The 12,114-nt window shown below is 67.3% G+C and carries 12 protein-coding genes; 1 reads left to right on the forward strand and 11 read right to left on the reverse strand.

Annotated features, from left to right (window positions below; genetic code table 11):
• From frr to AC5P66_RS02065, 11 genes are all read right to left on the reverse strand, one after another.
• Window positions 1-555, reverse strand: coding sequence for a ribosome recycling factor (gene frr, locus AC5P66_RS02015; RefSeq protein ID WP_005415853.1), 555 nt, complete (start codon window positions 553-555; stop codon window positions 1-3).
• A gap of 96 nt (window positions 556-651) precedes the next feature.
• Window positions 652-1,380, reverse strand: coding sequence for a UMP kinase (gene pyrH / locus AC5P66_RS02020; RefSeq protein ID WP_005415854.1), 729 nt, complete (start codon window positions 1,378-1,380; stop codon window positions 652-654).
• A gap of 120 nt (window positions 1,381-1,500) precedes the next feature.
• Window positions 1,501-3,039 (reverse strand): GGDEF domain-containing protein, encoded by a 1,539-nt coding sequence (locus tag AC5P66_RS02025; RefSeq protein WP_049412142.1) that lies wholly within the window; start codon window positions 3,037-3,039, stop codon window positions 1,501-1,503.
• Window positions 3,040-3,298: 259 nt separating this feature from the next.
• Window positions 3,299-4,174 carry a translation elongation factor Ts gene (gene tsf, locus AC5P66_RS02030; RefSeq protein ID WP_005415856.1) on the reverse strand — a complete coding sequence of 292 codons (876 nt, stop codon included), beginning with the start codon at window positions 4,172-4,174 and terminating at the stop codon, window positions 3,299-3,301.
• Between the two features lie 125 nt (window positions 4,175-4,299).
• Window positions 4,300-5,106, reverse strand: a complete 807-nt coding sequence (gene rpsB / locus AC5P66_RS02035) for a 30S ribosomal protein S2 (protein ID WP_005408748.1) — start codon at window positions 5,104-5,106, stop codon at window positions 4,300-4,302.
• A gap of 219 nt (window positions 5,107-5,325) precedes the next feature.
• Complete coding sequence (locus AC5P66_RS02040; RefSeq protein ID WP_099495070.1) at window positions 5,326-6,024, reverse strand: fimbrial biogenesis chaperone; 699 nt, start codon at window positions 6,022-6,024, stop codon at window positions 5,326-5,328.
• A complete protein-coding gene (locus AC5P66_RS02045; protein ID WP_428993117.1) occupies window positions 6,024-6,269 on the reverse strand; it encodes a hypothetical protein in 246 nt (81 codons plus the stop codon). The genes AC5P66_RS02040 and AC5P66_RS02045 overlap by 1 nt, the downstream gene beginning before the upstream one ends.
• Before the next feature lie 125 nt (window positions 6,270-6,394).
• Window positions 6,395-7,432, reverse strand: a complete 1,038-nt coding sequence (locus tag AC5P66_RS02050; protein ID WP_099495068.1) for a Csu type fimbrial protein — start codon at window positions 7,430-7,432, stop codon at window positions 6,395-6,397.
• Window positions 7,429-9,801: a fimbria/pilus outer membrane usher protein gene (locus tag AC5P66_RS02055; RefSeq protein ID WP_099495067.1), complete on the reverse strand. Its 2,373-nt coding sequence runs from the start codon at window positions 9,799-9,801 to the stop codon at window positions 7,429-7,431. Before AC5P66_RS02055 ends, AC5P66_RS02050 begins: the two co-directional genes overlap by 4 nt.
• 7 nt (window positions 9,802-9,808) lie before the next feature.
• Window positions 9,809-10,558, reverse strand: a complete 750-nt coding sequence (locus AC5P66_RS02060; protein ID WP_099495066.1) for a fimbrial biogenesis chaperone — start codon at window positions 10,556-10,558, stop codon at window positions 9,809-9,811.
• A complete protein-coding gene (locus tag AC5P66_RS02065) occupies window positions 10,558-11,088 on the reverse strand; it encodes a Csu type fimbrial protein (protein ID WP_049438435.1) in 531 nt (176 codons plus the stop codon). Before AC5P66_RS02065 ends, AC5P66_RS02060 begins: the two co-directional genes overlap by 1 nt.
• Before the next feature lie 230 nt (window positions 11,089-11,318).
• Here AC5P66_RS02065 and map point away from each other — a divergent pair, with 230 nt between their 5' ends.
• A complete protein-coding gene (gene map, locus AC5P66_RS02070; protein ID WP_241896247.1) occupies window positions 11,319-12,104 on the forward strand; it encodes a type I methionyl aminopeptidase in 786 nt (261 codons plus the stop codon).
• Window positions 12,105-12,114 lie beyond the last annotated feature (10 nt).

The raw sequence follows: 12,114 nt of genomic DNA on the forward strand, positions 1-12,114 counted from the left end.
TCAGACCGACAGCAGTTCTTTTTCCTTGTCGGCAACGACCTTGTCGACGTCCTTGATGTTGGCGTCGGTCAGCTTCTGGATGTCGTCTTCGCCGCGCTTCTTCTCGTCTTCGCTGATCGCCTTGTCCTTGACCAGCTTGGCGATTTCCTTGTTCGCGTCCTGACGGATGTTGCGGATCGCGATCTTGGCGCCTTCCCCTTCCTTCTGCACCTGCTTGACCAGCTCCTTGCGGCGCTCTTCGGTCGGCGGCGGCATGTTGATGCGGATCGCGGTGCCCAGCGTGTTCGGAGTGAACTCGGCGTTGTAGAGCCCCTTTTCGATCTCCTTGATCATGCCTTTGTCGAACGGGGTGACCAGCAGCGAGTGCGCGTCGGCGTTGGAGATCGACGCGACCTGGTTCAGCGGGGTGCTGGCGTTGCCATAGGCGCTGACCGTCACGCGGTCCAGCAGGGCCGGGGTGGCACGGCCGGTCCGGATGGAGGTGAGGGTGTGCTTCAGAGCGTCAATGCTCTTGGCCATGCGCGTCTGCGCGTTGTTCTTGATGTCGTTGAGCATCGCCCGGTCCTGGATGTATCTGGAATCGGGCGATTATAGGCGAATACGGGACGCTGCCGGGCCTGAATCGGCCCGGTTGTCGCTTTGCGCTCAGGCTCAGGCCGGGTCGCGGCCCTGGACCAGGGTGCCGATGTTCGCGCCGTTGAGGATCTTCAGCAGTTCGCCCGGCTGGCCCATGTCGAACACGCGCATCGGCAGGTCGCTGTCGCGGGCCAGAGCGAAGGCCGCCGTGTCCATCACTTCCAGGCCGCGGCGGATCACTTCGTCGTAGCTCAGGCTGTCGAAGCGGACCGCATCGCTGTGCTTGTTCGGGTCCTTGTCGTACACGCCATCGACCTTGGTGGCCTTCAGCAGCAGGTCGGCGCCGATCTCGATCGCGCGCAGGGCGGCGCCGGAGTCGGTGGTGAAGAACGGGCTGCCGACGCCGGCAGCGAAGATCACCAGACGGCCCTTTTCCAGGTGGCGGATGGCGCGGCGGCGGATGTAGTCCTCGCACACGTCGTTGATCTTGATCGCGCTCATCACCCGGGCCTTGGCACCCAGCTTCTCGAGGGCGTCCTGCATGGCCAGGGCGTTGATGACCGTGGCCAGCATGCCCATCTGGTCGCCGGTGACGCGGTCCATGCCGCCGGCGGCCAGGCCGGCGCCGCGGAAGATGTTGCCACCGCCGATCACCAGCGCCACTTCGGCACCGGCCTGCTGGGCTTCGATGACCTCACGGGCGAGGCGATTGATGATCTTCGGGTCGATGCCGTAGTCCTCGTCTCCCATCAGCGCCTCCCCGGACAGTTTCAGAAGGATGCGGCGATAGGCGAGCTTGGACATGAGGACCTCGGGTGCGTGGAAATCGCGGGCGATTCTACGCGCATGCGGCGTTGTGCCAAAGTGTTTTGTGCACTGCGGCGCAGAATCCGGTGGTTCGCCCGGTCGGCCGGGGTGTCCCGTTCAGCCCAGTTCGGCGCTGGCCGTGGCCGACAGCTCGTCATGGCCCAGTGCCCCCGGCGAGCGGGCGATCACCCGGTTGCGGCCCAGGTTCTTGGAGCGGTACAGCACGTCGTCGGCGGCGCGCAGCAGGTCCTGGACATCGGCGAAGCGCTCGTAGCCGCCCTGGGTGGCCACGCCGGCGGAGAAGGTGACGAACAGCGGACCACCCTCCAGCTCGGCCATCGGCGTGGCGACGATGTTGGCCAGCACCCGGCGGATCACGTCCAGGGCCACGCTTTCGCTGGTGTTGGGCAGCAGTGCGACAAACTCCTCGCCGCCGAAGCGGGCCACGGTGTCGCTGCTGCGCAGCTGGCCCTGCAGCTTGCCGGCGAAGGCGCGCAGCACCTCGTCGCCGGTCAGGTGACCGTGGGCGTCGTTGATCTTCTTGAAGTCGTCCAGGTCGATGAAGGCCACCGACAGTGGCCAGCCCTGGCGGCCGGCACGCAGGAATTCCTGCTCCAGCACCGCTTCCAGCTGGCGGCGGTTGAGCACGCCGGTCAATGCATCACGATGGGCCTGGTCGGCCAGGCGCTTGGCGCGCGCCTCGAATTCGTCGGCACGGCGGCGCGCCTGGTCGGCATCCTGCAGTTCGCGCAGGTTGCGCAGCGTTGCCAGTTCCTGCGCGTGATCGATCAGCTCGCGCACCCGCGCCGGAGAATTGAGGCCGGCATCAAACAGGCTGGCGATGTCGGGCAGGGCCTCGCTGATGCGCGCCAGCACCTGGTCGAAGCGCGCGCTGTCCAGCTCCAGGCGGTCGTGCACCTGCTGCAGGGCGTGCTCGCGCGCGGCATCGGCGTCGCTGTCCAGCCAGATGTCGGCCACCGCGCCGGACAGCTGCACGCAGGCCTGGAACGGCGATTCGGCTGCGTCCTCGTCCTCGCTGTGGCTGATGCTCTCCACCAGGTAACGTGGCAGGCCCCATTGCTCGGCGACCCACGCGCCGACCTCGGCATGGCTGCAGCCCAGTTCCTCGCGTTCGCGGGCGACCAGGTCGATGTTGTCGCGTGCCTCGCGCAGCAGCGGCAGGTAGCGCTCCGACTCGGCCTGGGCCAGGCACAGTACGCCCAGGTCCTGCAGCAGGCCGGCCAGCATCAGTTCCTCCAGCCGGCGCAGGCCGCGCGCCTGGCCCAGCTGGCTGGCAGCCAGGGCGCTGAGGATGCTGCGCTTCCACGCGCGCTGGCGCAGGTCGTGGTCGGCGCCGGTGCCGCCGGTCAGGCCCTGGGTGACGGTGAAGCCGAGGGCGAGGCTGATCGTGGCGTTCAGGCCCAGCATGGTCAGCGCCTGGCCGAGGTTCTCGATGCGGCGGCGGCTGGCATACAGCGGTGAATTGGCGATGCGCAGCATGCGAGCGCTCAGCGCCATGTCGATGGCGATGATGTCGGCGGCGGTGGCGATGTCCGCTTCCGGGTCCTGGGCCAGTTCGATGATGCGCAGGGCAATACCGGGTGGCGAAGGCAGGTTGCGGCAGAGCGCCAGGGCAGCTGTCAGCTCGGGAGGCATGTCGGGTCGTTCAATTCCATTGGGGCAAGAATACCTAGGAATGCATCACAGTCCGCGATTTTCGTTCCTGCTAGGTGACTGAGGATTCCCTGCGACTGAGTATCGGCTTGATTCGAGCGCAACGCAAAGGTGCCGGTTGTGCGCACCAACGGTGCGCACCCACCGATGGGCCATGGGTTAATCCCTGGGCCCATGCATAAAAAAAGAGCCGCGGTTTCCCGCGGCTCCTTCTGGTCGCTTCACAGCCGGAAGGCTGGAATCAGACCTGCATCGCCTTGGCAACTTCGGCGGCGTAGTCTTCCACCACCTTCTCGATGCCTTCGCCGACGATCAGCAGCTTGAAGCCTGCCACGTCCGCGCCAGCGGCCTTGACCACCTGCTCGACGGTGGTGTCGCCCAGCACGTAGGTCTGGCCGTACAGGGTCACGTCGCTGACGATCTTGTTGATCTTGCCGCTGATGATCTTTTCCAGGATGTCGGCCGGCTTGGCCTTGTCCTTCTCGGTCATCTTGGCCAGCTCGATTTCCTTTTCCTTTTCGACGAACTCGGCCGGAACGTCCGCAGCCTTGTTGTGCGGCGGCTTCAGCGCGGCCACGTGCATCGCCAGGCCACGGGCCAGCTCGACGTCGCCGCCGATCAGGTCGACCAGCACGCCGACCTTGCCGTTGGTGTGGACGTACGCACCGATGTTGCCGGTGGTGTCGACCTTGACCATGCGGCGGATCTGGATGTTCTCACCCAGGGTCTGCACGGCGGTGGCGCGGGCTTCTTCAACGGTGCGGCCGTCGGCCAGCGTGGCGGCCTTCACGGCTTCGACGTCGGTGGCGCCCGATGCCAGGGCAGCGGCGGCGACGGCGTTGACGAAGGACTTGAAGTTGTCATCGTTGGCGACGAAGTCGGTTTCCGAGTTGACTTCGACAAGCACGGCCTTGCCGCCGTCCTGGGCCAGGCCCAGACGGCCTTCGGCGGCCACGCGGTCAGCCTTCTTGTCGGCCTTGGCAGCGCCGGACTTGCGCATGGCTTCAGCAGCGGCGTTGATGTCGCCGTTGGCTTCGGTAAGCGCCTTCTTGCATTCCATCATGCCGGCGCCGGTGCGCTCGCGCAGTTCCTTGACCAGGGAAGCAGTGATTTCCACGGGATTACCTCACGAAAGAAAGGGGTTGGGCCGGCATGGTGGCCGGCCCGTGTGACACGGTCCTGTCACGCGCCGATGGCTGCGTGCAGGGAGGGTGGACGCCGGGCGTCCACCCGGGGCCTGGATCAGGCCTGGGCGTCGTCGCCCTTCTTGGCAGCCTTCTTGGCCGGAGCGCGGCGGGCCGGCTTCTCTTCGCCTTCAGCAGCGGCTTCCGCGAACTCTTCCTCGCGCACCGAAGCGGCGTGCGGGGCAGCCGCCTTGCCTTCCAGCACGGCGTCGGCAGCGGCGCGGGCGTACAGCTGCACAGCGCGGATGGCGTCGTCGTTGCCCGGGATGGCGTAGTCCACCAGTTCCGGGTTGTAGTTGGTGTCGACCACGGCGATGACCGGAATGCCCAGCTTCTTGGCTTCCTTGATCGCGATGTCTTCGTGGCCGATGTCGATCACGAAGATGGCGTCCGGCAGACGGTTCATGTCCTTGATACCGCCCAGCGAGGCTTCCAGCTTGTCGCGCTCGCGACGCAGGCCCAGCACTTCGTGCTTGACCAGCTTCTCGAAGGTGCCGTCGGTTTCACCGGCTTCCAGTTCCTTCAGGCGGGCAACCGACTGCTTGACGGTACGGAAGTTGGTCAGGGTGCCGCCCAGCCAACGCTGGTTCATGAACGGCATGCCGCAACGCTCGGCTTCTTCCTTGATGGTTTCGCGGGCGCTGCGCTTGGTGCCCAGGAACAGGACGGTGCCGCGCTTCTGGGCAACCGACGAGATGAAGTTCATCGCATCGTTGAACAGCGGGACGGTCTTTTCCAGGTTGATGATGTGGATCTTGCCGCGGGCGCCGAAGATGTACGGAGCCATCTTCGGGTTCCAGTAGCGGGTCTGGTGGCCGAAGTGGACGCCGGCTTCCAGCATCTGACGCATGGTGACCTGGGGCATTGCAATACTCCTGATATGGAACCAGCGATTCCGCCCGCGGGATAGGTATGCGGGACGCGTGGAAGCGCGATCGGTTCCGGGGTTGGGCTTCCCTGTTGCCTCCGTGGCCGAACTCCTTGCGGAGCACCCCGGCACGGATGGGGGCAGCAGGTGTGGATTCACCGGTGACGTCCGGTGTGAACGGGCTCCCGCGCACGCAGGCGGCAGGAATCCGGTCGATTATAGCCCGCTGGGGGCGTCCGCTGCAATGGCAGGGTCAGATGCGGCCAGATCGACCTCGCGGCCGTCCTGCAGGCGGGCCTGGAAGTGGCCGCCGACATAATCATCGGGGCGGGCAGGCAGGGGCCAGCGGCGTTCATGGCCTGCGAGGATATAGCCGGCCAGCCCGGCCACCAGCAGCGACGATTGGCCGTCGGCCGCTATGAATCGCAGATCGTGCAGACGGCCATGCAGCGTACCGGAATTGCTGAGTCGCAGCATGGCCCGAGGCCCATGTGCCTCGACGCAGCCCTGCAGCCGGGCATTCGGCGCTGGCGCCGCTGGGCCGCGGAACAGCGGCAGCGAATAGCGCGGCAATCCCGGCAAGGCCGGCGCCAGTACGATCCGATAGGCCTGTTCACCCGCCGATGCTGCCGGACCGCCTGGCAGCAGCCAGACGCGCTGGGTGCTGCCGGGGGCCAGGTCCAGCCGCGCCGGGCTGACCCGGATGTGGTCGCTGGGGTGCAGTCGTTCGGCGTCCAGCTGCTGATCCCACGCCAGCACCTGCACCTGGCCCTGCCAGCGGCCGGGCCCCGGATTCCGCAGCCACAGTTCGGCGCGGCCGCCTTCGGCGGGTAGCTGCAGGGTGGTCGGCAACAGCTCCAGCGCCGCCGACGGCTGCGCCAGCAGCAGTCCAAGCAGGATCAGCAGCGCGCGCATCAGTAGATGAGGGTCACGGAGGGCATTGCGCTGTCGTCTGTCGCCGGAGGTGCGAGGTCGCGGATCTGGGGCGGCACCTTGGGGGCGTCACTGCGCTGGTGTGGCGCCGCGCAAGGGGGAGCGCCGGCATCGTCGCTGCAGGATTCGACCACGGTCAGCCGGATCTGCAGCGTGCTGCTGCGCGGTTCGGCGCGGGCCGGCGCGCTGGCGACCAGCATCGCCCCGATCAGGAATGTGCGAACCACCTGCCATCCACCGTGCTGAAAGACTTGCTGCGCGGTATCGGCTGGATGCGCCGCAACTGTAGCGCCGAGCCGGCGCTCGGCACGGCCTTCGTCCGGTGGGTGCCGACCGTTGGTCGGCACGCTGGTCAGTAGGTGATCGTCACCGTCACCAGGTCGTTGTAGGTGCCGGCCGGGGGTTGGCCGGTGACCGGCGGCACCCGGCCATAGATGGTCAGCTGCTGCGCGCTGCCGGTGCCGGTGCTGCTGGCCGTGTCGACCGCCAGGGTGTTGCCCCAGCGCTGGCTTCGTGCCGGATCCCGGTACAGCTCGTAGGGCAGGTAGTAGGTGCTGTTGCCGATGGTGGTGGCCATGCGCCGGGTGGTGGTGGCGGCAGGATTGTTCTGGCCGTTGTTCAGGCCGACCTGGAAGGCGGTGTTCTTCAGGCAGGTCAGGGTCAGGGTGGCGGTCTGGTCGATGTTGGCCGGGATGCCGCCGGTGACGTTGCCGAAATTCATGTTGGTGGTGACGTAGCTGCCGCATTGCGGCAGCACGTTGGCGGTAGCGGTGAAACTGAAGGCCGCACTCGCGCTGTTGGTACCGGTGGCACCGCCGTTGCAGGTGGCGGGGACGGTGGCGCTACCGGCCAGCACCTCGTTCCAGGCCCAGGTCAGCACCACGCTGGCACCGCTGAAAGTGCTGCTGTACGCGCCGGAGGCGAGGACCTGGTTGGCCGGAATCTGACCGAACAGCTGCACAGTCTGCGCACCACTGCCGCCGGTCAGCAGCGGTACGTTGTAGCTCATGGTCAGCTCCTGCGCTGGCGGCGTGCCGCGCGGGACCAGGCCAGTGACCTGGCCGAAGCTGGCGTTGTTGTACAGCTGGAAATTCATCGTGTCGCTGGTGGAGGTGGCCATCGTGCGGAACGTGGAACTGCTGCCGCCGCCACTGCCTGCGCCGATGCCCACGCAGACGCGCACGCCGGTGGTGGCCAGCAGGCTCAGCGCGGCGGTGGTGCAGGTCACCGTGATGTTGAGGTTGGCCGTGCTCGGGCCGGGTGCATTGCTGTTGATGTTGCCGAACGGCAGGGTCGGATTGGCGACCGCCGTGCAGACCGCTGTGGCACCGGCTGGCGCCGCTGCCAGCAGGCCGGCCCACAGCAGCAGGACGAGCAGCAGCACCCTCATGGCGCCACCTCCGGGATGCACTGCTGCGGCGCCGGCTTCGGTCGCGCGCCGGACGCCACCACCTTGGGCAGGTCCGGTACCTTCACCCGGCACGGGCCATGGCTGGTGGTGACGTACAGCACGCTGCCGGCGGCGACATCTTCCAGATAGAGCAGGCCGTCGTAGCCGACCGTGGCCTGGCGACCGTCAGGCAGCTGCACCTCGCTGCCCACCTCCAGAGGCTGGCCGTTCATCGCCAGCAGGGTCAGGCTCAGTGACGACCGCGAACGCAACTGGAAGGTCACGCGGGTACCCGCGCGCTGGCGCGGCGTGACCCAGTCCTCGATGCGGTCGGCACGCATGTCTTCGGGCAGGTCCAGAGTGTCGATCGAGACCCGGTTGCGCTGCCAGGACAGCAGCGGACTGACCAGCAGCAGGCCGCGATCGTCGGTGACACCGATCAGCCGGTTCTCCAGCCGCACCGGGACGCCGGCGACGCCATTGGTGCTGATCACCGCGAACGCATCGGATACCTCGCGCGTGGCGAAGGCGTGCCCGCCCATCCACACCAGGCTGCCGCTGGCACTGGCGTAGGCATAGTTGAGACCGCCCTGGCGCGAGGCGCCGAATGAATAGCGGCCGACATCGTTGAGGATGCCGACCTCGGCCAGGCCGCCGTTGCCGTCCTCGCCGTGGCGCAGCTGCGCGCGCCAGCCGACGCCGCCGGCACTGCCATCGCCGGGCACCGGCTGGGTCACGTCCGCGACCCAGCTCTGGCTGTCGCCATTGCGCTGGCTGGAGAGGCTGGCCTGGCGATTGTTGCCCAGGCTGGCAGTCATCGACAGGTAGATGCTGCGGTCATCGCTGCGGTCCAGGTTCTGGTTCACCGACAGGTAGGCCGACCAGCGTTGGCTCCAGGTGTGCGACCAGAACAGGCTGGCATAGCGGTTGTCGTCTCCGTCGGGGTAGCGCAGGCGCAGATAGCTGGCGCTGAGCGTGCCCAGCCGCAGCAGGTCCAGGCCGAGCGTGGCCTGCTCGCTGATGCTTGGTGGCAGGTTGCCCTGCAGCGCGCCCAGGTCGCGGTAGTCGCCGTGGCTGCGCACGCTGCGCAGATTGACGTTGAAGCGACGGTTGTTCCAGCTGTAGCCCAGCGCCCATTGCCCACCCTGCAGGCCGTGGTAGTCACTGTGCGCATAGGCGGCATTGAACACGCCGGCGGCGCCGAGCAGCCACCAGCCGCCAATGCCGCCCTGGGCCAGGCCGCCGCCGCCTTCGGCATGCGCCTCGCCGGTGAACGCGTCGGTGACGCCGCCGCGCCAGCTGGCGCTGGCCACCGTACGATCGTCATAGGCGAAGGAGCGCTCGCCGAAATCCCGGCGCAGGTGGCCGACGCCGACCGACCAGTCCGACAGGCCCTTGGCCAGCAGCTGCTGGGTGCCGTAGAAACTGAAGTCCAGCGTCTGCATGCGGCCGAATGCGTCGGTCACCACCACCTGCGCGTTGCCGGTGCCGCTGATGCCGGGCTGTGCTGCGAGCTGGAAGGGACCGACCGGCACCTGCCCGCTGTACTGGCGCAGGCCATCGACATACAGCTCGACCGTGGAGGGCACCACGGCCTGGCCGAGGAAGCTCGGCGTGGGCGTCAGCACGCGGTAGGGCTGCAGGCCATAGTTGCGGCCGATCTGCAGGCCACCCAGGCGTACGGGGCGGGTCCAGTCGACGAACCCGCTGTAGAAATCGCCGATCTCCAGGGTCGTTGCGCTATCGGGGAAATCCAGGCTCCAGCGTGTGTCCAGACGCACGCTCTCGCCGCGCCAATGGCGGTCGCCGGGTTGCTGGTAGCGGCGGCTGATGGCGGTGTTCTCGAAAGTGCCATTGCCGATACCGAATACGCGCAGCTCCGAGCTCAGGCTGAGGTTGCCGAGCGTGTCCACCCGGCTGCCGTAGACGTCGTAGTTGAGCAGCACGCCGGGCGAGGCGCTGCCGGTCGGCGCACGCGCCTGCGGCCGGCTGAGCACCGTGGTCGGCAGTGCCAGCTGGTCCAGCGGCACGTCCAGCGCCAGGGTCTGCATGTGGGCGTCGTAGCGCACCACCGCACCGCTGATCTGGTCCAGATAGACCGGTGCATCGCCGCTGGCGTTGAAGCCGAGCTGGCGCAGCACTTCGGGGCTGGCCTGCAGCCGGCCCCGGTTCTCGGTGAACGGCAGCAGGCCGCGCGGCGTGCTGTTGAGCGACACATCCAGGTACAGCGTCTGGCTGGCGGTCAGTGGGGTAGGGGGTGGCAGGATCGCATCGGCCGACACGCCGGATACATCAGCAGCCGTGGCCACGCCGGACACATCGGCGGCCTCGGTCGCCGCGGGAGCCAGGGCAGCCAACAGCGCGCCCATCAACGCCTCAGCGAGCCGGTGGGGGCGACAGTGGCGTCTGTTCCGACTCGCCATTGAGCTTGGCCGTGATCTGGTCGTTGTCGCGGTCGATCGCCGTGCGTTCGATCGGCCAGCGCATCACCTGGCCGGGCAATACGTAGCCCAGCAGCCCGGGATGGACGATGCGTGGGCGCGTGGCGCTGCCCAGCGCGAGATCGGCGATCTGAGCGTAACTGTTGCCCGAATTGGCTACTTCGACGCCGTTGCGGCCGTCCGCCAGCTTTACCAGCCGGGCCTGCAACTGCGGCGCCAGCGTGCCGGCCGAGGGCTGCACGAACACCGGGATCGAATAGCGCAGGACGAACTGCATGCCACCCGCGCGGATGGCCAGGTCGGGCACCTCGTCAACGATCAGGCGGTAATGTTGCTGTGCCGCTGGCGGTTCCTTGTCCGGACGCATGACGCGCACCAGCTGCTGCTGTCCGGCGGCCAGTTCCTGCATCGGCGGGGTGGCCATCAACGCATCGGTGGGCAGCAGCTGTTCCTGGCCGTCCTGCTGCACCCAGCGGAACACGCGTACCTGCAGCTTCACCGGCGAGGTCCCGCTGTTGGTCAGCCACAATTCGCCGGCACGCTGGCGGGCTTCCAGCTGCAGGGTGGTCGGGGCCACCTGCAGGCTGGTGGCGCCGGCGGCCGCGATGGCGAGCAGGTACAGGGCGAGCAGCGCCACGCCGGTGGCGCGCCACGGGCGGGATCCGGCCATGGGGGCGTGCTCCATCAATAGGTGATCGTGGCGGTAACCGTATCCAGGTAGTTACCGGCGGCCGGGTTGTTGGTGCTCAGGTTCAGGATCTGGCCGTAGACGATGTAGGGCACGGCCAGGCCGGTGCCGATGCCGGCCTGGGTGTTGGTGCCGGTCGTGGCGCCCCAGACCAGGGTATGTGCGGCATCCTGGTAGAGCTGGTAGCCGACATAGTTGTTGGCGGTCACCGCCGCGTTGGTGTTCTTCATCCGCCGGGTGGTGACGTCATTGGCGGTGCTGGCATTGGCGCCCGCATTCAGCGAGATCGTGTACGGGGTCAGTGCCGAGCACTGGGCGGTCACCGTGCCCTGGCCCAGGGTGGGCGTGGTGGTGGTTGATGCCGCGGTGCCGAAGTCCACGTTGGTGGCGGCCGCCGCCGTGATGGTGCAGGCCTTGGTGACCACCAGAGTGACGTTGAAGGTGGTGGTGTCGGCGGCCAGCGCCGGGCCGGACAGCAGGAGCCCGGCCACGGCCCATGCCAGCGGTGATCGAACTGGGGATCGCATGGACAACCTCCCTGACCCGAAGGTCCGTTGAACAAGGCGAAGACGGCACGTTCGGCGCCGCTTTGACGACAGTGGGTCCAGCTTAGGAGGCGTAAGTGTCTGTAATCCGTGATAAATAGGCAGGCGCAAGAGTGGAGGCCATCACGCTTTCACTTTCCTTGCCGGAACCGTGCATGCCCCGGATCGGCAGTTGGGTGGCGTTCGTTCAGATTGCGGCCGGATCGGCGATAATGGGTGACATGAGCGTGAATCTGAAAACCCCGCAGGAAATCGAGATGATGCGCATCGCCGGCCGCCTGGCCAGCGAAGTGCTCGACATCGTCACCCCCCACGTCAAGCCCGGTGTCACCACCGAGGAACTGGACCGCATCTGCCACGACCACATCGTGAACGTGCAGGGCGCCATTCCGGCCAACGTCGGCTACCGCGGCTTCCCCAAGACCGTGTGCACCTCGGTCAACAACGTCATCTGCCACGGCATCCCCAGCGAAGGGAAGGTGCTCAAGGATGGCGACATCATCAACATCGACGTCACCGTCATCAAGGACGGCTGGCACGGCGACACCAGCCGCATGTACTTCGTCGGCACCCCGTCGGTGATGGCCCGCCGCCTGGTGGAAACCACGTACGAAGCCATGTGGCGCGGCATCCGCGCGGTGCGCCCGGGCGCCACCCTGGGTGACATCGGCCATGCCATCCAGAGCTATGCCGAAGGCGAGCGGTTCAGCGTGGTGCGCGAGTACTGCGGCCATGGCATCGGCAAGGTCTACCACGACGAGCCGCAGGTGGTGCATTACGGCCGTCCGGGCCAGGGCCTGGTGCTGCAGCCGGGCATGACCTTCACCATCGAACCGATGATCAACGAGGGCACCCGCTACAACAAGGTGCTGCCGGATGGCTGGACCGTGGTGACCAAGGACCGCAAGCTGTCGGCGCAGTGGGAGCACATGGTCGCGGTCACCGAGACCGGCGTCGACGTGCTGACCCTGTCGCCGGGCGAGTCGCAGGTTTCCTGACGATGCTGCC

It is taken from the genome of Stenotrophomonas sp. YJH_SMC_122, assembly GCF_059369535.1.